The organism is Roseomonas genomospecies 6 (genome assembly GCF_008365375.1).
Classification (GTDB): domain Bacteria; phylum Pseudomonadota; class Alphaproteobacteria; order Azospirillales; family Azospirillaceae; genus Azospirillum.
This window is the reverse complement of record NZ_QOKW01000044.1, coordinates 14,864-33,447: the sequence shown is the minus strand read 5'-3', so window position 1 is coordinate 33,447 and position 18,584 is coordinate 14,864. Positions and strand designations below refer to the sequence as shown.

At 69.2% G+C, this 18,584-nt stretch carries 20 protein-coding genes and 1 pseudogene; 10 read left to right on the top strand and 11 right to left on the bottom strand.

Going from position 1 to position 18,584, the window contains the following annotated elements:
- A pseudogene (locus tag DS843_RS29120) lies at nt 1-115 on the bottom strand (IS5/IS1182 family transposase); the annotation flags it as partial.
- A 541-nt stretch (nt 116-656) separates the two neighbouring features.
- Here DS843_RS29120 and DS843_RS29115 point away from each other — a divergent pair.
- A complete protein-coding gene (locus DS843_RS29115; RefSeq protein ID WP_167525521.1) occupies nt 657-1,682 on the top strand; it encodes an AAA family ATPase in 1,026 nt (341 codons plus the stop codon).
- A 44-nt stretch (nt 1,683-1,726) separates the two neighbouring features.
- On the opposite strand, the gene DS843_RS29110 is transcribed toward DS843_RS29115, so the two are convergent.
- The 5 genes from DS843_RS29110 to DS843_RS29090 form a co-directional block, all read right to left on the bottom strand.
- On the bottom strand, nt 1,727-1,930 hold the full coding sequence (locus DS843_RS29110; protein ID WP_149472312.1) for a type II toxin-antitoxin system VapB family antitoxin: 204 nt from the start codon (nt 1,928-1,930) through the stop codon (nt 1,727-1,729).
- A 136-nt stretch (nt 1,931-2,066) separates the two neighbouring features.
- A complete protein-coding gene (locus DS843_RS29105) occupies nt 2,067-2,660 on the bottom strand; it encodes a DUF305 domain-containing protein (RefSeq protein ID WP_286192392.1) in 594 nt (197 codons plus the stop codon).
- Entirely contained in the window at nt 2,661-2,900 is a 240-nt protein-coding gene (locus DS843_RS29100; protein ID WP_149472310.1) for a hypothetical protein, read from the bottom strand.
- An 11-nt stretch (nt 2,901-2,911) separates the two neighbouring features.
- Nucleotides 2,912-3,112: a heavy-metal-associated domain-containing protein gene (locus DS843_RS31460; RefSeq protein WP_167525520.1), complete on the bottom strand. Its 201-nt coding sequence runs from the start codon at nt 3,110-3,112 to the stop codon at nt 2,912-2,914.
- A gap of 125 nt (nt 3,113-3,237) precedes the next feature.
- Nucleotides 3,238-3,858 carry a class I SAM-dependent methyltransferase gene (locus tag DS843_RS29090; protein WP_149472308.1) on the bottom strand — a complete coding sequence of 207 codons (621 nt, stop codon included), beginning with the start codon at nt 3,856-3,858 and terminating at the stop codon, nt 3,238-3,240.
- A 368-nt stretch (nt 3,859-4,226) separates the two neighbouring features.
- Between DS843_RS29090 and DS843_RS29085 the strand changes: the two genes are divergently transcribed.
- The 9 genes from DS843_RS29085 (at nt 4,227) to DS843_RS29045 (ending at nt 11,699) form a co-directional block, all read left to right on the top strand.
- Nucleotides 4,227-4,616, top strand: coding sequence for a hypothetical protein (locus DS843_RS29085; RefSeq protein WP_149472307.1), 390 nt, complete (start codon nt 4,227-4,229; stop codon nt 4,614-4,616).
- A gap of 125 nt (nt 4,617-4,741) precedes the next feature.
- Nucleotides 4,742-6,898: a cytochrome c biogenesis protein CcdA gene (locus DS843_RS29080; protein ID WP_475849449.1), complete on the top strand. Its 2,157-nt coding sequence runs from the start codon at nt 4,742-4,744 to the stop codon at nt 6,896-6,898.
- Between the two features lie 158 nt (nt 6,899-7,056).
- The gene (locus DS843_RS29075; RefSeq protein ID WP_149472306.1) at nt 7,057-7,740 is read left to right on the top strand and encodes a DsbA family protein; all 684 of its coding nucleotides are present in this window, start codon (nt 7,057-7,059) and stop codon (nt 7,738-7,740) included.
- A 20-nt stretch (nt 7,741-7,760) separates the two neighbouring features.
- Nucleotides 7,761-8,234 (top strand): hypothetical protein, encoded by a 474-nt coding sequence (locus DS843_RS29070; protein ID WP_149472305.1) that lies wholly within the window; start codon nt 7,761-7,763, stop codon nt 8,232-8,234.
- Nucleotides 8,235-8,304: 70 nt separating this feature from the next.
- Entirely contained in the window at nt 8,305-8,769 is a 465-nt protein-coding gene (locus DS843_RS29065; protein ID WP_208852356.1) for a hypothetical protein, read from the top strand.
- A 70-nt stretch (nt 8,770-8,839) separates the two neighbouring features.
- A complete protein-coding gene (locus DS843_RS29060) occupies nt 8,840-9,307 on the top strand; it encodes a protein tyrosine phosphatase family protein (RefSeq protein WP_149472304.1) in 468 nt (155 codons plus the stop codon).
- A complete protein-coding gene (locus DS843_RS29055) occupies nt 9,304-10,065 on the top strand; it encodes an MBL fold metallo-hydrolase (RefSeq protein WP_149472303.1) in 762 nt (253 codons plus the stop codon). The genes DS843_RS29060 and DS843_RS29055 overlap by 4 nt, the downstream gene beginning before the upstream one ends.
- 167 nt (nt 10,066-10,232) lie before the next feature.
- Nucleotides 10,233-11,012 (top strand): OBAP family protein, encoded by a 780-nt coding sequence (locus DS843_RS29050; protein ID WP_149472302.1) that lies wholly within the window; start codon nt 10,233-10,235, stop codon nt 11,010-11,012.
- A gap of 189 nt (nt 11,013-11,201) precedes the next feature.
- Complete coding sequence (locus tag DS843_RS29045; protein ID WP_149472301.1) at nt 11,202-11,699, top strand: hypothetical protein; 498 nt, start codon at nt 11,202-11,204, stop codon at nt 11,697-11,699.
- Nucleotides 11,700-11,753: 54 nt separating this feature from the next.
- Here DS843_RS29045 and DS843_RS29040 read toward each other — a convergent pair whose 3' ends face one another.
- The 5 genes from DS843_RS29040 to dsrO all read right to left on the bottom strand — a co-directional run bounded on the left by DS843_RS29040 (nt 11,754) and on the right by dsrO (nt 18,516).
- Nucleotides 11,754-12,743, bottom strand: a complete 990-nt coding sequence (locus tag DS843_RS29040) for a c-type cytochrome (RefSeq protein WP_149472300.1) — start codon at nt 12,741-12,743, stop codon at nt 11,754-11,756.
- A gap of 263 nt (nt 12,744-13,006) precedes the next feature.
- Complete coding sequence (locus DS843_RS29035) at nt 13,007-13,447, bottom strand: plastocyanin/azurin family copper-binding protein (RefSeq protein ID WP_149472299.1); 441 nt, start codon at nt 13,445-13,447, stop codon at nt 13,007-13,009.
- Between the two features lie 58 nt (nt 13,448-13,505).
- Nucleotides 13,506-16,610: a molybdopterin dinucleotide binding domain-containing protein gene (locus DS843_RS29030; protein WP_149472298.1), complete on the bottom strand. Its 3,105-nt coding sequence runs from the start codon at nt 16,608-16,610 to the stop codon at nt 13,506-13,508.
- Between the two features lie 29 nt (nt 16,611-16,639).
- Nucleotides 16,640-17,773 carry an NrfD/PsrC family molybdoenzyme membrane anchor subunit gene (gene nrfD, locus DS843_RS29025; RefSeq protein ID WP_149472297.1) on the bottom strand — a complete coding sequence of 378 codons (1,134 nt, stop codon included), beginning with the start codon at nt 17,771-17,773 and terminating at the stop codon, nt 16,640-16,642.
- A complete protein-coding gene (gene dsrO / locus DS843_RS29020) occupies nt 17,773-18,516 on the bottom strand; it encodes a sulfate reduction electron transfer complex DsrMKJOP subunit DsrO (RefSeq protein WP_149472296.1) in 744 nt (247 codons plus the stop codon). Before dsrO ends, nrfD begins: the two co-directional genes overlap by 1 nt.
- Between the last annotated feature and the right edge of the window lie 68 nt (nt 18,517-18,584).

Sequence of the window (18,584 nt, the reverse complement as noted above, 5' to 3'; positions counted from 1 at the left end):
CACGCCGCCCCGGGGGGATCAGCGGCGCGATGATCCACCATTCCTCATCGCTCAGATCGCTCGGGTAACGCAGCCCGCTGCGATCGTGGCGGTCTCGCTTCTCCGCTGTCCACATCTTCGCCTCCGTGTTGGAGGCTACCTTGAATCACAACCGATTCATCCGATTCAACTTCTTCCCGGACAGGCTCTGAGAGGGCTAGATGACTGAGCGTCCTGGTGATGAATCAGGCGCAGGATCTGAAGCGCCGGGATGTGAAAACCTACTTGGCCTCTGGCGCGTCCAGCGGCCCTCCGTCGACGCGCAGGCCCGCTTGCGGACGGCATTGGTCGCTGAGGCGCGCGTCAGGCTGGACGAGGTGTCCGTGGCTACACGAGGCACGCTCGCCTCCCTCCTTCCCCGATGCGAGAGCGGCGACCCGTGGGCATGGATGCTCCTCTTCCCGCTGGTCAGAGAAACGTGGGGCCTCCCCGGCGACTAGGACCGCTGGCCGGAGATCGAGAACGGCTGTCTCGTGCTGGCGTCGCGCGCCGTCCCCCTCGCCGACCTGGTTCTCACGATGCGCCTTCACCGGGATGTCCAACACCCCCCGGACGACGCCGGAACCGACGGATGCAGGGCCGAAGCCGCGTTGAACGCCAGGTTGGAGCGCCTCCGCGTGCGCCTGGCCCGGTTCGCCGACCCGGCCGACATCGCCGCCGGGCTCGGCCTCGACATTTTGCTGGCGCCCCCCGCGGCCGAGAAAGCGCCGGACGCCGTGGGGAGCGAGGAGGGCCGTCAGGACGGCCCGGCCATGCGCGTGCTTCTGGCCAGCCCGCCCCCCACCGGGGACCGCGACTTCAGGCCCATCCTGGACAGGATCAGGACGACGCTCGACGGCGAGGTTCCGCTGGCCCCGGCCCCCGACCCGGACGACCTGTGCGCCGCGCTGGAACGCGAGTTCCCGTGGTTCGGCGCGGTGGTCGAGCGCGTCCACGACGACGTCCTGCTCGGCGCCCGCTGCGGCCGGACCTTCTTCGGGCTGTCCCGTCCGTTGCTGCTCGCCGGTCCGCCCGGCGTCGGGAAGACGCGGTTCGCCCACCGCCTGTCCCGGCTCGCCGGACTGCCGATTGGCATGGTCAACGCGGCGGGGGCGTCGGACAACCGGCTCCTCCAAGGCACCGCCCGAGGCTGGGGAACAGTGACGCCGTCCCTGCCGATCCTCCTCATGCTCCGGGACGGGATGGCGAACCCGTTGGTTCTGGTGGACGAAGTGGACAAGGCGGGCGGCAGCGACCGGAACGGCCGGTTGCACCACACGCTGCTGTCGATGCTCGAGCCGTCCTCGGCCCGGCGCTGGCCGGACGAGGCGCTGGCCGTCCCCGTCGACCTGTCGCGCGTCGTGTGGCTGCTGACGGCGAACGACACGGGGGCGATCCCGGCGGTCCTGATCTCCCGGCTGGCGGTGGTCGAGGTTGGGTCTCCGCGGGCGCGCGACTTCGACGCGCTGTTCGCGGGATGCCTGGCCGACGCGGCGGACGACTACGAGTGCGCCGTGGCGGTGCTGCCGGAGATCGACCCGACGGCGCTGGATGCGATGCGCTCGGGGTTCGTCCGCGGGCGCCTGCAGGCCCGCCAGCTTGCCGCACTGGTCCGGCGCGCGCTGGTCGCCGGAGCCAAGGCGGAACGGAAGCTGCGGTGCTGAGCGCCCGCCCCGCCGTTGCTCCGCCTACTGGCCGCCCACGATGATCAGTCGTCTCCGCGACCTGGGCGGCTCGCCTCCAGGTCGCCTTGCCACTCGATAGTACCGTGGAGCGCCAGCGTCTTCTCCTCCTGCTTGAAGCGGATCAAGCGGCGAAGCGCCTCCTCGACGACGGCCTCCTTCGTGGTCAGTCCGGTGGCCGCCATCGCCTCGGCAATCAGAGCATCATTGATGTCGATATTGGTGCGCATGTCGCACTCCCTGATGAGGACAGCCAACTGTTCTCACGTTCGATGCGATCCTTCGTGCTCGTGCCTTCCATCGCGGCAGGAGAGCGGTGGCAAGAAACGCTACCAGCATGATCGTCGCCGGACATCCTATAGCGGATCAGTGGCCCATTCCCTTATGGCCCATTTGTCGGTGCCCCGTGGGTCCGTGATCCATCTGGTCATGACCCATGGCGCCGTGGTCCATCGTGCCGTGCGCGCCGTGCATGGACATGCCGTGGACCATGGACGGGTCCAGCTTGATGGCGCTGGCGTCGCCGGGGTAGCGGTCGACGACGCTCTCCAGGAGCCCGATCTCGTAGGTCTGGTCCTGGACGATGTCGTAGTTCATGGTGCGCAGGAAGCTGTTCTCGCCGTTCGGGTCGGTGTTGTATTCCCGCGCCATGTCGAGCGCGCCCTGGTGGTGCGCGATCATCGCCTTGGCCCAGCGGACGTCGTACTCGTCGACCGCGCCGGATGTCGTCCAGAGGTCGAACGCCGTCGGCGGCGGCGCCTTGATGTAGGACAGGCGGTGCTCCAGCCCCTCGGTGGTCACCGGCCGCCGGACGAACTTGGTCGAACCGAAGTCGGCCAGCACCGTCGGGGGCTGCTCGACCTGTCGCTTCACCTCGTCGAGCACGGCGATCTCGTACTTCTGGTTGGTGATGATGGCGCCCGCCATGCGCCGCAGCACTGGGTTCCGGCCCTTGGCCAGTTACTCATCGGACATCGTCAGCGCACCCGCGTGGTGCTCGCGCATGCCGGTCACGTATTCGAGGTCGGCCCTCACGGCTGCGGAGTCGGCCGCGCCGCCCGGGACCAGAGCGAGCTCGTAGACGGCGGTCTCGTGCCAATCCCCGCCGCCACCGCCGTCGGCCATGGCCGCCGACGCCGCGGAGAGCGTCAGGACCAGAGCCAGGGCGCTGCCCAGGAGGGCCTTCTTCTTCGTCACCATGGTGCGTCTCCTCAGGCGATCGGCGTGGCGTCGTAGCCCGCGTCGGCCAGCGTGCGAACGATCAGGTCGGCGCCGACGTCGCCCTCGACGGCAAGGCGTCGGTCGGGCGGATTGGCTTGGATGGCCGTGATGCCGGGGACGGCAGCCAGGGACTTGCGGATGGCGTTGGCGCATCCGCCGCACGTCATGCCGGGAACGGTGAACTGCAGCATCGGTATCCTCCTCGACGGGGTCCTTCCGGACCGCTCCGTTTCGTCTCTGGAGGCCAGCCTCCACCTTCCAGTTGTTGGAAGGTCAATGGTCCTGTGGACGCCTTCCGATGTGCCGCACGCATGCCTCATCCGCTTTGACGGCATGCGCAGCCCTCGTACATGAAGCCCAGGAGCCTGATGCCGGGGACGTAACCCGCCTTCAGGTCCGTGATGCGGAACCCGGCCGCATGAATGAGGTCGTCCATCTTACGATCCAGATGACAGCCTCCCGCGCACCTCGACCACACCGGTGTCAGGCGGTGCTGCCAGCGGCGGACGCCGGGGTCAGGCGCGAGGCCGTGCTCGACGAAACGCAACTGTCCACCCGGCCTGAGCACCCGGCGGGCCTCCCGCAACGCCGCGACCGGATCGGGTATGCTGCACAGCGACCATGTCACCACCGCCGTGTCGAAGCTGCTGTCGGAAAACGGCAGTTGCTCCGCAGTCTGCTCAATCAGTTTCACAGGGTGGGGTGTCACGGCCGCCGCTCGCCGAGCGAGGGCCAGCAACTCCGGAGAGGGGTCCACGCCGACGACCTCCGTAGCCTCTCCCCCGTAAAACGGGAGGTTGCGCCCGGACCCGATCCCAATTTCGAGAACGCACCCCCGCGCACCGACGACGACGCGGGAGCGGAAATCGCTGAGCACTGCCTGCCCCATGGCCCAGTCGGTGAGCCGCGGCAGTATGTGATGCTGATATAGGCTCATGCCGTCGTATCCCTGGAGGTTTCCCGCCCGCAGGCCCTTTACGCTTCAAGGTGGCTCAAGACGTCAGCAGCGCCCCCCGGACATTGAAACGTGATAGGTCATCGCGCTCCTTCGTGCGATGCCGGGTGAGGATTCCTGGGCTTATGCAAACGCCCGCCTATTCGATGGCGACTTTCCATCAGACTGTAGTAATATCTAATGCGCAAGGGGTGGCAGGGGAACAGGCTACGGCGATCGGAGTTCCGAACCACCCCTCACGGGTCTGTGAGCGGAATGCGGGTTGCGCCAAGCCCCCGCCGACCGTAGCTTCGATGCGGGATGACGAGAGGATGCGCGTGCCACACACGGCGAACATGATCCGGGCACTGGTGACGGCACTGCTCGTGCTGGCCACGCTGGTCGCGTTCGCCGGTCCCGGATGGGCCAGGGCGTTTGCCCCTGTGGACACCGTCCGGTCGTTCCCGCCTGCACTCGGCGACACCGTTTCCGCGGAGGAACGGGAGGCGGTCGTTCCGACGGTCCTGACCGCCGCTGACGACACCGACCGGCCCTGCAACGGACGCGACGCATCGACCGGGACGGCACGGTGCCCGACCGCCGTTCCATGCCTCACGGTGTGCGGCGCCCTTCCCAATGCCGCGTCCACTGTTCCACCCCCTTCGGCAGCTGGTGCCGACAGCCACGCGCGTGCCATCGACGATCCGTCGCGCGGCATCACCACGCTCCCCGACCTGCCGCCTCCGCGCCTGTCCGCCTGAACCGCCACAGGGCCGTCGTTGCGCCGGGCATTGCCCGCCGCCAACCGTCCGTGGCCGATCCCCAGCAGGCTTGCCTCTCCACTCCGGAGCGCACGGCCCTGTTCCCTCAGCGGACGGACAACGCGATGTCGATCACTGTCACCCGGCGCCCTTCGCTGGCGCCGCTCGCCGCCGTGTTCGGCGGTACCTACAAGGCTGCGACCAGCCGATTGTTGCGCGCCCTCCCGGCGGCCCTCCTGTTCGCCGTGCTGGCCCCCGTCTCCGTCTCCGCAACAGTCGGTCCCCAATCACCGGCCGAGACCTCGACGGTGCAGATTCTGGCCTCGGTCGACGCCGCCGGTCAGTCACAGGCCATCCTGGCGGGGCTCCGCATCGTCCTGGACGACGGCTGGAAAACTTACTGGCGCTCGCCCGGAGACGCGGGCATGCCGCCCCGAATGGACTGGTCGGGCTCCACCAACGTTGCGTCCGTCGCGGTCCGCTGGCCCGCGCCGCACCGTTTCTCGACCTTCGGCATCGAGACCCTGGGCTACACCGGCGAGGTCGTCCTCCCCCTCGAGGTGACCGTCGAGCGCCCGGGCGAGCCCGTGTCGCTGCGCGGCAAGGTCGACCTGCTGGTGTGCAGCGAGGTCTGCGTCCCGGCCGCGCACCAGGTTGGCCTCGACCTGCCCGCGGGTCCCGCCACACCTGACGCGGCCGCGGGCAACCTGATCGCACGGTTCGACGCCCAGGTTCCCGGTGACGGGAACTCGTCCGGCGTCACCGTCGAGGGCGCCTGGACCGACCCCGCGCGCGGGGCGCTCGTGGTCCGCGTGGCGTCGGCCACGGCGCCGCTGGCGGCTCCCGACGCCTTCGTCGAGGGGGGCGACTGGGCGTTCGCCAAGCCCGAGGTCGCGCGCGAGGACGGCGGACGCACCGCCCTGCTCACGCTGCCCGTCGTCGCCGGACCCGATGTCATCGGCATGGCCGATAGGCCCCTCACCGTCACGGTCGTCGATGGCGGCCGCGCCGTCGAGGCCAAGGTCACCGTGTCGTCGGAGGCGCCCTTGACGGGCGACCGGCTCGCCGACCTCCTGCCGTTCCTGGCGGTGGCCCTGCTGGGCGGTCTCGTTCTCAACCTGATGCCCTGCGTCCTGCCGGTGCTCTCCCTCAAGCTGATGTCGGTGATCGGCCAGCAAGGCCAGGAGCGCCGCCGGGTGCGGCTGGGCTTCCTGGCGACCGCCTCCGGCGCCATCGCCGCCATGCTCGTCCTGGCGGGCACCCTGGCGGCCCTCAAGGGGGCGGGCGGCATCGTCGGCTGGGGCATGCAGTTCCAGCAGCCCGTCTTTCTCGCCGTCATGGTGGGCGTCCTCGTCGCCTTCGCGGCGAGCATGGCGGGCGTCTTCGAGATCCGGCTGCCGTCCTCTCTGTCCACCGCCCTCGGCACCGTCGGGGGCGACGGCCCCGCCGGGCACTTCGCCATGGGCGCCTTCGCCACCCTGCTGGCGACGCCCTGCTCGGCGCCGTTCCTCGGCACCGCGGTCGGCTTCGCGCTGGCCCGCGGCCCGCTGGAGATCCTCGCCGTGTTCGGCGCGCTCGGCGTCGGCTTGGCAGCCCCGTACCTGCTCGTGGCCCTGTTTCCGGGCGCGGTCGCGCTGCTGCCCCGGCCGGGGCGCTGGATGGGCGCGCTCCGCCACCTGCTCGCGGCTGCCCTTGCGGCCACAGCAATCTGGCTGGTGACGGTCCTCGCCGCGCAGACGTCGATCGGCACGGCCGCCAGCGTCGTCGCGGCCGCCCTGCTGGCCGTCGGCGCCCTCGCCCTGGCCACCCGTGGCTTCGGGGCCGTGAGTCTCGCGGCCGGGCCGGTGGCCTTGGTCGCGCTCGCCACGGCGGTCGCCATCCCCGCCGTCCTCGACCACGCGGCCCCGGCCGCCTCTTCCGCGGCATCGGCGCGGTGGCAGCGGTTCGAGCAGGCGGAGATCGCCCGGCTAGTCGCTCAGGGCCAGACGGTCTTCGTCGACGTGACGGCGGACTGGTGCGTCACCTGCATCGTCAACAAGAAGCTGGTGATCGACCGCGAGCCGGTGGCCGGTACGCTTTCGAGTGACGGCGTCGTCGCCATGCGGGCGGATTGGACCAGCCCCGACCCGGCCATCGCCGCCTACCTCGGCCAGCACGACCGCTACGGCATCCCGTTCAACGCGGTCTACGGGCCGGGCGCGCCGCACGGCATCGTCCTGCCCGAGGTGCTGTCCGAAGGCGCCGTACTGGACGCCGTCCGAAAGGCCCGGACAGCCGGATAACCGCGGCTTCCCCCACGAGTCTCGCAGACACCACGCCCCGCGTCGCGCTTGGCCAGCCGGAACGTCCGAGCGCGACGCTCCCCAGCATCCCGACCGCCGCCTCCGAGCGTCCCGAGCGGCGGTCCGCCCAGTCGCATCACGGAGCCAAGAGTCCCATCATGACCTCCCGCCTCGTCACGACCCTTCTCACCGTCGCCGTCTCAGCCGCCGCGTTCGGCGCCGGGGCTGTCGCCGTCCAGTCCTTCGTCGCCCCGACCTCCGCCGCGGCCACGGCGGCCCCGCCCCTGGTGGCGGAACTCGGCCCGGATGCCCTGACCCGCGGCCCCAGCGCGGTGGTCGTGGGCAACCCGCTGGGCGACGTGACGGTGATCGAGTTTTTCGACTACCAGTGCCCGGTGTGCCGCAAGGTCCACCCCTTCCTCGAGCAACTGGTCGCCGAGGACAAGAACGTCCGGGTGATCCACAAGCACTGGCCGCTGTTCGGCGCGCCGTCGATCTACGCCGCCAGGATCGCGCTCGCCGCGCGCTGGCAGGACCGCTACGAACAGGTCCATCACGCCTTCATGAACATTCCCGGTCGCCTCGACGAGGAGAAGATCCGCAAGGCGGCCAGCGAGGCCGGTCTCGACCTGGCGCGGGCCGAGCGGGACCTGAAGGAGCGCGACGCTCAGGTGGACCAAGCCTTCAAGCAGGCATCCGCGCAGGCGGCCATGCTGAAACTCCAGGGCACCCCGGGCTTCGTCATCGGCAGCTACCTCATTCCCGGCGGCCTCGATCTGAAGACGATGAAGGAGATCGTCGCCGACGTCCGCGCCAAGAAGCGCGACGGCAAGCAGGGCTGAACCAGCGTGGAGCGTCCGTCATGAGTCTCACCGACAATCCGATGAGCCCGCCTCGTGTCCTGCGAGGGACCGCCGCGGCGATCTTGATCTTCCTAGTGCTGGGAACCGTCACCGCCGTGTGGCCGAACCCCGTGTTCGTCCGCATGACGCCGACCCAGGGGTTCGAAGTCTGGCTGCTCGCCGTCCAGGCGGTGCTGGTCGGAATCTACGTGGCCATCCGGCGGCCGATGTGTCCGCCCCGTGGCGCCGGACTGGGCAGCGTTCTCTGGTTCCTGGGGATCGCCTGCCCGACCTGCAACAAGCTCCTGCTGCTGGTCTTCGGGGCGGACCTGTTGCTCGCCCACGTCGAGCCGTACCGCCTTCATCTGGCCGTGGTCGGCGCCGCCGTCACGGCGGCGGCGGTCGCCTGGGAGTGGAGGCAGCGCCGCCACGCGGTGGTCTGTCCAATGGACATGTCGGACCACGACCTCCGGGAACGCATCAGACCTTCCTAATGTTTGCAGGACATGACGGCGCCGCCCCTGAGCGCGGCGCCGTCCACCGGAACCGACACAGGAGGGAACCATGCTGCCCGCCACCGCGTCGCGCGTGGAGAACGCCACGTCCGCCGCCCTCAACCGCCGCTTCGCCGCCGAGATCGAGGAGAGCGTCCGCTTCCACGCCGAGCACCCGGAAGAGATCGACCGGCGCCTAAACGAACTCGACCACGAGTGGGACATCGAGCGCACGCTCGAAGCCAACGCGGCGACGCTGGCACTGACCGGAACCGTGCTGGGCGCCTTCGTGGACCGCCGCTTCCTGGTCCTGCCCGCTGTCGTGACCGGGTTCCTGCTCCAGCACGCGCTCCAGGGCTGGTGCCCGCCGGTCCCGGTGTTCCGCCGCCTGGGCGTCCGCACCACCGCCGAGATCGACCGCGAGCGGTACGCGCTCAAGGCCCTGCGCGGCGACTTCCGGCGGCTTGACACGACGTCCCCGAACACGACCCCGCGCCAGCGCGCCGAGGCGGCGTTGGACGCCGCCGTGGCATGACCCACCCGAGGTGCCCGCGGCCGGTATCGGTCCGGGCTCCACGGCGACCCGCACACAAACGGAGCATGGCATGACGGACCGCTTGAGGGTGGACGACCGCTTCACCATCGAAATGACACCGCCGACCGCCGACCGCGTCGGGGAACTGGCCCGCGAGGGCTTCCGCTCCATCGTGAACCTGCGCACCCCCGGCGAAAAGGACGAGGTGCTGTCGCCGACCAAGGAGAGCGAGATCGCCCGGAGCCACGGCCTCGCCTACCTGAGCATCCCCGTCTCCCCCCAGGATATGAACGAAGCCACCGCCGAACGCTTCGACCGCGAGGTCGCGGGCCTGCCGGGTCCGGTCGCCATCCATTGCGCGTCGGGGCGCCGCGCCGCCCTCTTCACCTTCATGCACGTCGCCCGCATCGAGGGCCTGTCCGGCGACGCGGCGGCGGCCAAGGCCGAGGCGATGGGCTTCCAGTTCGGGACGCCGGAGATGAGGGCGTTGTTCACGCGCTACGTGGACGGCGGAAAGACGCGAGGAGGGGCGCCGTGATCTTCCGTCAGCTGTTCGAGCCGGAATCCTCGACCTACACCTACCTGTTCGGCTGCCGCGACACCAGCCAGGCGATCCTGCTCGACCCGGTGCTGGAGACGGTCGAGCGTGATCTGGCGCTGATCCAGCAACTCGGCTTGCGGCTCGCCGTGACGCTCGACACGCACATCCACGCCGACCACATCAGTTCGGCCTGTCGGCTGCGCAGCCTGACCGGCTGCAAGGTGGCCTATCCGGCGATGGACGGGCTGCCGTGCGCCGATATCGGGGTCGCCGAGGACCAGCCGCTCACCATGGGCAGCCTGACCTTCAAGCCGCTCCACACCCCGGGCCACACCGACACGCACCATTGCTTCCTCGTCGAACGCGGGGACACGCCGCGGGTGTTCACCGGCGACGCCCTGCTGATCGACGGCTGCGGCCGTACGGACTTCCAGAACGGCAGCACCGAGGCGCTCTACCGGTCGGTGCGCGAGAAGATCTTCACGTTGCCGGACGACACGCTCGTCTACCCCAGCCACGACTACCAGCACCGGCATGTCTCGACCGTGCTCCAGGAGCGGGAACGCAACCCCCGCCTGGGCGACGACAAGAGCCTGGAGGAGTTCGCCGCGATCATGGCGAACCTGAGCCTGCCGTACCCGAAGAAGATCGACGTGGCGGTCCCTGCGAACCGCCTCTGCGGCGACTGCCCCGACGACGCACCGGAGGCACTGCGCCGTATCGGGGACAAGTCCTTCCAGGGCGTGCCCGCATAGCCCGTCGTAAGCGCCCGCGACGTCGGCCTGCGCGGGGCGGTACTCCCGACCGGCCGCCTGACTCGGCGGCAGGCTGGGCAATTCCATCCTGTCTTCTCCGGGGCGTGCGGAAGGTCCGTTCCATGCAGCCCCGGAGCTTCGACTCTCCACTTTTTAAGGACGGGACCATGGTCATACCGCATCACCGAACCGCTCTGTCCCTCGCGCTCGTGGTGGCGCTTGCCGCCTGCACCGGCACAGGAAGCGTGGCGCCGTCCGTCAGCCCGCAGGGCGGCGCCGAGAGCACGAAGACCAACGTGCTCGAGGCCGGGGCGGCGGTGCTTCAAAGCAACGCGCCGCTCGGCGGGATGGATGTTTACCTCGTCGGCTTCCATCCCATGAAGAACGAGCCCGACCACCAGATGGAGGCGCACCACTTCTGCCGCCAGGTGAATGAAGACTTCGCCCAGTGCGCGTTGTTCGACGGCAACACCGCGAGCGCCAACCTGACGGGTGTCGAGTACATCATCTCCGAGCGCCTGTTCGAGCAGTTGCCGCGGCAGGAGCGCCGGTATTGGCACCCCCACAATGGTGAGATCCTGTCCGGACAGCTGGTGGCGCCGAACCTGCCCGACGTCGCCGAGCACGAGTTGATGAAGAGCAAGATGAACAGCTATGGCAAGACCTGTCACACATGGCAGTCCGAGAAGGGCACGCAACCGGGTGACCGGATGCCCTACGGCCCTCCCATGCTGGCCTGGTCGTTCAACCGTGACGGCGAGGCTCAGCCTGGGCTGGTCGAGACCCGCGATCGCGAGATGAACATGTCGACCGCGGAACGCCGTCGTGCCCGACAAGATCTTGTGCCCGCAGCCCGCCCCCAAGAAGGCGTGGACGCCCTCAAGGGCAGGTTCCCACGGCCTGCTCAGGACATTCCCGGAGTGGTGGACAAGCGTGCAGCGCGGTGATCGCCCTGCGCAGGGAGAGTGGCGCGGTGTCCAGGAGCCACCCGTTGGCCACCGCCGTCGTGCGGTGAAAGACGGCTGTATCTGGCGCGGGCCGCCGTGTTCTACGTATGGAGGGGGGTACTATCCGATGAGGAAATGTGCCATGCTGCCCGCGGTCGGTTGATTCCTTGCTTCTCGAAGAGACACGGCATGAGAACCGTCTTTGCGCTGCCGTTCCTGGTTCCGTTGCTCCTTGCGACATCGCCGGGCAAGGCGACCGACCTGCACCAGTTTTGGGACCAGACCTGCGGGGACTGCCATTCCCACGCCGGGGCCTTCGCCCAACGGTTCCTCACCGTGAAGGACGGCAAGCTCCAGGGCCGCCATCATACGGACGACCTGATCGTCTTCCTGCAAAACCATCACCTGCCGCAGAACCTCGTGCGGCCGATGTACGAGATGCTGCTTGCCCAAGCCAGCACGGGACCGCGCTTCAAGGAACGGTGCGGCCGCTGCCACGAGTCCGCCGCCGATCTGGCCCGGGAATCGCTGGTGGTCCGCGACGGCGTGCTGCACGGGCTGGAGAGCGGCCGTCCCGTGGCCGAGTTCCTGCCCCGCCACGCCAAGCTGGGCCTGACGCCGGAGGACGTGACCTTCTTCACCGACCTGCTGACGCGCGTCGAACGCGAGGTTCACTCTGGTGGCTGACAGGAGTGGCGGAGAAGCCCCGCAGGCTCCTCCGCCGAGGGGTCGCCTGACCGTTTACTGCGTCGCCTGCGGCAACTCCTTCAGCTTGGCGCGGATCGGATCGTAGGGGCCGTATTTGTGCTGCTCGGCCGGGAAGCCGTCCGCGAACGGCGGGAACGGCATGTCGACCGCCTTGCGCAGGCGGTTCGGGAAGTCCTTGTCGAGGTTGGCCTTGTGGGGACGCGGCTGGCTGTTCACGAAGGCGATGACGTCGTAGGCGTCCTCGTCCGACACGACCGGCGCCTCGTGGGTCGTGCCCAGCGGCATATTATTGTGGACGAAAGCCGACGCGGTCAGTTGGCGGTACATCCCCGCGCCGTCGTTGTAGCTGTCCGCCCCCCACAGCGGCGGGAACTGATAGCCCTCGCCGTCGCCGACCTGCCCCTTGCGCACGCCCTGGCCGTCCTCGCCGTGGCAGGCGGCGCAGACCTCGGCGTAGACCTGCTTGCCGCGTTCCGGGTTGGCGGCGCGGGCCGGTTCCTTGATCGGCCGAGTGCCCGCCCCTTCGATCTTCGCGCCGACCGGGATGCCGGTGGACAGCCACTTCATGTAGGCGACGAACGCCTTCATCTCGGTGCTCTCCAGCGGCAGCGCCTTGCCGTTCATGCTGCGCTCCATGCAGCCGTTGACGCGCTCCTCGATGGTGCTGATCGCGTCCTCGCGGGCGCGGTACTGCGGGAAGACCGCATGCACGCCGGTCCACGGCATCGAGTAGGGCTGCGTTCCGGCGTTCAGGTGGCAGCTTTGGCAGGCCAGGTTGTTCCCGGCGTACCGCTTGGCCGGGTCGGCAGCCTCCGGGCCGAGATGCTTGTGGGTCTCGGTCGTCAGCGCGTGGCCGTACTTGACGAGCTTGCCGAGGTCGTCGTCCTTCACCGTCGCAATGTCCGGCGGCGTCCATTGGGTCAGGTCAATCTTTTGCGGGTCCGCCGCGTGCGACACGGCGAGGGTGATCGTGCCGACGGCCAGGGCCGCGAGCGCGCAGGCCAGCGTGTTGATGGTCTTCATGGGGTGTCTCTTCCCTTCCTGTGAGTCTCTTTTGTCTTTTCGTTGGGCATCGTGCGGCGTTTGGCTGCATCGCTATTCGTTGACAGCTACATACACCCACTCCATTTTATGATTAAATGCTAATTTGCTATCAGTCTCCATGCGCTGCCGTCTGCTGGAGACGCCGGAGCAGGGCGGGCACCGCGTGCCCGCCCTGCTCCTGAACCGGTCTGTTTGGAGACTTGGAAGGGCGTTTTCTCCAGGCGGTGAAGCGCGCCTTCCCGTCATCCTTCGGCCTGCAACCTCCGAAAGAGCGTCTCGAAGACCTTCTGGGCCTCGACGGGGTGCCGGACCGCGGCGGCCGAGACGATGTTTCGCGGGTCGCCGACCACGATGAGGCCGACCTCGCCTTGCGTGTAGTGCTCCTTGCAGCGGAAGCCGTAAAGGCCGGGCTTGTCGAACGTAACCACGAGGTCCTGCCCGGCCCGCCCCTTGAACTCGACGCCGCCCGGGGGCTGCATGCCGCGGATGGACTCCACCCGGTGGCCGCCTGCCCCGACGAACCGGATGGTATCGCCGGGAGCGATCTCCACGACATCCTGCGAAGCCCGATGGGCCGGGCCGTTCGGGGAGAGATCGACTGCGATCTCGGCGGCCAGCGCGGGCGTCGCCGCCAGCATGGCCCCGACCGTCGCGGCGCGCAGGAAACCTGACAAAGAGGTCATCGGATTCTCCAGTGTGGTCGGTCGGAGCGGGTGGCCGCCCGCTCCGACCGGAGTGGGCTCATGCCGCCACGACGCGCTCCAGCTTGGCGGGAATGCCCTGGCGCACCGAGGTGCCCGCGATCGGATCGACCCAGACCGATGCGCCCTTGCGAGTGGGATCGGCGAGGCCGAGGTCGTTGAGGTTGATGCCCGCACCGATCTCCGGCACGTCCGGCTGGCTTCGGCCGCCGACGACGTGCGGGCGGGCGCCGTACTCCCTGTGGCCAAAGCCATGCTCCACCGCGAGCACGCCCGGCATGACGCCGTGCCGGACGATGGCCGTCGCCGGTTCGCTCCCGCCCGGCGTGGCGATGCGGATGCGGTCGCCGGTCTCGATGCCGAGACGCCGGGCGTCCTCCACGTTGATGCCGACCGGGTTCTCCGGGTGCAGATGGCGCAGGCGGCTGGCGGCGATGGTGTAGGCGCTGACCAGCACCGACTTCGAACTCACCAATTGGAACGGCCAGTCCTCCGGCGTGTGGACCTGTCGGACCGGGGTGCCGTCGGCGAACACCGGGGGCATCCAGGTCGCCGTGCCGGTCCACCGCTTGCCGGTGACGCTGCTCTTCGCGGCGCCGACCGCCTCGTTGTAGACCAGCAGCCCGCCTTTGAAGCGGTGGGTCGCCTTGTCGCCCTCGAAACCCTCGGCTTGGTTCTGGTAGCGGCCACCACGGGCGAGGATGAAGGCGACCTTGCGCCACTCCTCCTCCTTCAGCGTCGCCTTCAGCGCGGGCAGCACGCGCTCCACGCCGGACCAGGCGATGTCCTCGTCGGAGGCGTCGGGCACCGGCTGCTTGCCGAGCCAGGCGACGTTGGCGCCGCCGCGCAGGTACCAATCCTCCGGCCGCTCCAGGGGATGCCGGTTGCCCTCCATGTCCTCGATGGCGTCGGCTCCGAAGCCCGGTAGGCTCAGGCGCTTGGCCGTGGCGATCAGGAAGGTCTCCATCTGAACGTGCTGGCCGTCCGCCAGCGCGGCGGTGCGGGAATCCACCACCGGCCAGCGGGCGGTCGAGGTCTTGGTCGGCACGCCCGCCCAGGGCGCGGCCCAGCCCCAGGTCTCGTACAGCACCGTGTCAGGAACGATGTAGTCGGCGAAGGCCGAGGATTCGTTGATGAAGGGGTCGATGGCGACGATCAGCGGCAGCGCCTTCGGGTCCCGCAGCTTCGCCTCGACCGCGGCGCGCACGCCGGGGATGCCGTAGACCGGGTTGCTGTTCCACAGGAACAGCGCCTTCAACGGGTAGGGATAGCCGTCCACGACGCCGCTGGTCAGATACTCGGTCGTCAACTGCGGCGCGTTGGGGTACCAGGGCGCCTTGGCCGGGTAGGGCTTGCCCGCCTCCTTCTTCGTCTTGAACTCGCTGGATTTCTCGTAGGGCACGGGGCGGCTGATCGCGATGCCGGAGGGTTTCACCTGTCCGGGGAAGGTCGCCAGCTTGTAGCGCGGGCCGTCCTGCTCGTCGGGGAAGCGTCCGCCGCCGAAGATGGTGCCGCCCTTCCAGTTCAGGTTGCCGATCAGCGTGTTCAGCGTCACCACGCCGAAGGCGTTGTAGAAGCCGTTGCCCGCCATCATGCCGCCGTGGGCGTTGGCGGCGGCCTTCTTGCCGTGGCTGGTGAACTCGCGCGCCAGACCGGCGATGACGTCGGCCGGGATGCCGCAGATCTCAGCGTAGCCGCGAAGGTCCATCTTCATGGCCTCGTCGCGCAGCAGGGTTAGGCTGGTCTTCACGGCCACGTCGCCCGACGGCGTCGTCACGGCCCCGTCGAGGAACAGCGTCGCCGGTCCCATCAGGGCGTCATGGGCGACCGGCGTCCCGGTGGGATCGAGGACGATGAAGGCGTCCTTGTCACCGTAGCGGTCCTTCTCGTCCAGCGTCACCCAGCCCATGTCGGAGGCGCGCAGCATACGGCTCTCGCGCGGGTGGCCCTTCTGCACGATGACGAGGTGGGTGGCGTTGCACCAGCCCGCTTCGCCCGCCGCTTCGGCGGCCTTGCCGTTGGGCTGGGACAGATAATTGGCGTCGATGCGCCCGTTCTCGAACATCCAGCGCATCATGCCCATGACCAGGGCGCCATCGGTGCCCGGACGGATCGGGACCCAGTTGGACCGCTCGGCTACCGCGCGGTTGTCGGCGTTGGTCAGAACCGGATCGACGACCACGTAGTTCAGCACGCCGTCGGTGCGCCCCTTGGCGAGCAGCATGGCCTGCCGTTTGAACGGGTTGCCCGCGTTCGACGGGGCGGTGCCGATGAACAACACGAACTCGGCGTTCTGGAGGTCCGGCTTGGCGTGCGGCATCTTCTTGGCGTCGCCGAACACCGCGCCGGAGCCGGAGCGGTAGGCGCCGCCGCAGTAGGAGCCGTGACCGACGAAGTTGATGGTGCCCAGCGCCTGATTGAAGAAGCGGCGCACGAACGGCTCGCGCCCATCGTTCACCGAGGACAGCAGGGCCACTTGGTTGACCTTGGGCCCCAGTTCCGGCGCCGCCGGATCGATGGGCGCCTTCAGGTCGCGCAGGGCCCGCAGGCCGTCCACGTGCCCTTCGCCGAACAGGTCGCCGCCTTCCGCGATTTCCTCGACCAACCTTTCGAAGGCGATTGGCTCCCACTGGCCGGACCCGCGCGGCCCGACGCGCTTCATCGGCGTGGTGACGCGGAACGGCGAGGTCAGCATCTCCAGCGCCGCATTGCCGCGCCCGCAAGCGGTCGAGCGGCCCTGGAGTCCCTTCTCGTCCAGCCGCGACAGAGACTTGAAGCTCTCCTTGATCGGCGTGCCGTAGGGCAGGAAGGGGTCGGTGGACAACGGGCTGTAAGGATTGCCCGCGACGCGCAGCACCTTGTTCTTCGCGACGTCCACGCGGACGCGGACGCCGCACAGCGTCGTGCAGCCGAGGCAGGCGACGTTGGCGACGATCTGGCCGGGCGTCCGGGCGATGTCCCCGCTCTTCGGATCGACGCGGAACTCGGGCTTGGGCGCGTTGCCGGAAATGGCGTGGTCGGGCCGCTCCCCGGCCCAGGCGCCCTTCACCAGCTTGCGGCCGGTTTCGGAGAAGCCGCCGACGAAGGCGGCGAGCGCGCCGCCCGCGGCGGTGGTCTTCAGGAGGAGGCGACGGGTGATGGACATGGCGGTGACTCCTTTGCTCCCCTGCGTGTTCATTCGGCGGCGGCCACGGCGCGGTCGGCGGTATGAGCGGCGCTGAACGGGCGGGGCGCCGGGCGGCGCGGGGTCGGCAGGAAGGCGGTGATGACGAGCAGCAGGAAGAAGCAAAGGCCCGCGGTGCCCAGGATGCCGAGCAGGCCGTCCGGACCGGCCGGAAGCGCGTACTCGTAGAACCCGGCGCCGGTCTTCGGCACGGTCTGGCCGCCGATGAACACGGTCCAGCGGAACATCCAGGCGCTGTGGACGGCGATCAGGCCGGTAAGCAGGCCGGTCCCCATCGGCTTGGCAACGGCGATGACGAAGGGCACGACGGTCGCCAGAACGGCCCAGACCGCCGTGACGCGCCACGCCTCGGAATGCGCCACGCTGTCCAGGGCCTCGGCGTGAGTCCGCTCAAGCCCGAACAGGCCGAGCGCCAGCCACAGCCCGCCGATCACCATCACGGCGCCTAGGAACCCGGCCAGCAGCCGGTTCGCCTGAGCCTCCACCGCACGGTCGCTGACAGCGGCGAAGCGGTTCAGGACGAGCACGAGACCGGCGGCCCCGACCAGGGCGGTCATGAGGAACTGCACCGGCAGGAACGGCGTGTGCCACAGCGGGCGCGCCTTGACCACGGCGACCTCGACACCCGTGTAGAGGGCCACGAGGGCGGCTCCGACGAGGACCACGACGCCCGTGATGCGGATCAACCGGTCGTTGCGGCCGCCACCCAGGGCGACCAGCCGGTAAAACGCCGCCAAGCGGCTGTCCACCCGGCCCTGTTCCTGGAATTCCTCGCGGAAGCAGGCCCAGGCGTAGGCCAGCAGGCCCGCGACGTAGAAGGGGATGAAGACCGACCCCCACCACATCCAGGAGGTCGGCCGGAACACGACGTAGAAGTGCCAGAAGCGCCCGGGCTGGTGCAGGTCGGACAGCAGCGCCACCGGCGCGGCCAGCCCGCAGGTCAACGCCACCAGCAGGGCGACGCGCCCCAGCTTGCGCCACCCGTCCCTCGCGAAGGCGTAGCCGGGCAGGCTGAGCAGCACGCCGCCGACCGATAGGCCGATCAGGAGGAAATATTGAACGGCCCAGGGAAGCCACGCGACCTCGCGGGTCACGTTGATGACCTCGACGATGTTCGTGTCCATCACGCGTGCTCCTTCTCGCGGGCCGGGCGCCACAGGGTCGGGGTGCCGTCCACCTTGCCTTGGAATTTCGGATCGAGGCCGATGTAGAAGACGCGCGGCTGCGTGCCCTGCTCGGGCTTCAGGACCTTGGGGTCTTCCTCGCGGATCAGCTTGGAAACAGTGCTGTCCGGGTCGTTCAGGTCACCGAAGATGCGCGCACCGCCGACGCAGGTCTCCACGCAGGCGGGGAGCAGCCCGGCGTCCACGCGGTGGACGCAGAAGGTGCATTTGTCGGCGGTCTGGGTCTCGTGGTTGATGAAGCGCGCGTCGTACGGGCATGCCTGGACGCAATAGGCGCAGCCCACGCACACCGTGTTGTCCACCACGACGATCCCGTCCTGGCGCTGGAAGGTGGCGCCGGTCGGGCAGACGGGGATGCACGGCGCGTCCTCGCAGTGGTTGCACAGGCGCGGCAGCATGTAGGAGCCGGTCCTGCCCTGCTCCGTCACCTCGTAGGTGGAGACGATGGTGCGGAAGCTGTTCTCCGGGACGTCGTTCTCCATGATGCAGGCGACCGTACAGGCCTGGCAGCCGACGCACTTGCGCACGTCCACCACCATGCCCCAACGGTGCGCCGCGTCGCCGCCCTTGCGGGCCTCGGCGGCCTCGGCCGGTGCCGGGGCCAGCGTGGCCGCGCCGACGGTGGCGGCGCCGACGGTGGCGGCGCCGACGCCCAGGAAGAAGTTGCGTCGTGATTGGTCCATGGCAGACCCCTTCGCACATGTTCCGTGGCCCGCGGTGTTGCGCGAGCCCTACGGTGCGAAGGTACCGG

Coding starts and splice junctions, on each gene's coding strand:
- DS843_RS29110 (WP_149472312.1), bottom strand. CDS start 1,930: ATGCGCACCAATATCGACATCAATGATGCTCTGATTGCCGAGGCGATG.
- DS843_RS29100 (WP_149472310.1), bottom strand. CDS start 2,900: ATGGTGACGAAGAAGAAGGCCCTCCTGGGCAGCGCCCTGGCTCTGGTC.
- DS843_RS31460 (WP_167525520.1), bottom strand. CDS start 3,112: ATGCTGCAGTTCACCGTTCCCGGCATGACGTGCGGCGGATGCGCCAAC.
- DS843_RS29090 (WP_149472308.1), bottom strand. CDS start 3,858: ATGAGCCTATATCAGCATCACATACTGCCGCGGCTCACCGACTGGGCC.
- DS843_RS29080 (WP_475849449.1), top strand. CDS start 4,742: ATGTCGATCACTGTCACCCGGCGCCCTTCGCTGGCGCCGCTCGCCGCC.
- DS843_RS29075 (WP_149472306.1), top strand. CDS start 7,057: ATGACCTCCCGCCTCGTCACGACCCTTCTCACCGTCGCCGTCTCAGCC.
- DS843_RS29070 (WP_149472305.1), top strand. CDS start 7,761: ATGAGTCTCACCGACAATCCGATGAGCCCGCCTCGTGTCCTGCGAGGG.
- DS843_RS29065 (WP_208852356.1), top strand. CDS start 8,305: ATGCTGCCCGCCACCGCGTCGCGCGTGGAGAACGCCACGTCCGCCGCC.
- DS843_RS29060 (WP_149472304.1), top strand. CDS start 8,840: ATGACGGACCGCTTGAGGGTGGACGACCGCTTCACCATCGAAATGACA.
- DS843_RS29050 (WP_149472302.1), top strand. CDS start 10,233: ATGGTCATACCGCATCACCGAACCGCTCTGTCCCTCGCGCTCGTGGTG.
- DS843_RS29045 (WP_149472301.1), top strand. CDS start 11,202: ATGAGAACCGTCTTTGCGCTGCCGTTCCTGGTTCCGTTGCTCCTTGCG.
- DS843_RS29040 (WP_149472300.1), bottom strand. CDS start 12,743: ATGAAGACCATCAACACGCTGGCCTGCGCGCTCGCGGCCCTGGCCGTC.
- DS843_RS29035 (WP_149472299.1), bottom strand. CDS start 13,447: ATGACCTCTTTGTCAGGTTTCCTGCGCGCCGCGACGGTCGGGGCCATG.
- DS843_RS29030 (WP_149472298.1), bottom strand. CDS start 16,610: ATGTCCATCACCCGTCGCCTCCTCCTGAAGACCACCGCCGCGGGCGGC.
- nrfD (WP_149472297.1), bottom strand. CDS start 17,773: ATGGACACGAACATCGTCGAGGTCATCAACGTGACCCGCGAGGTCGCG.
- dsrO (WP_149472296.1), bottom strand. CDS start 18,516: ATGGACCAATCACGACGCAACTTCTTCCTGGGCGTCGGCGCCGCCACC.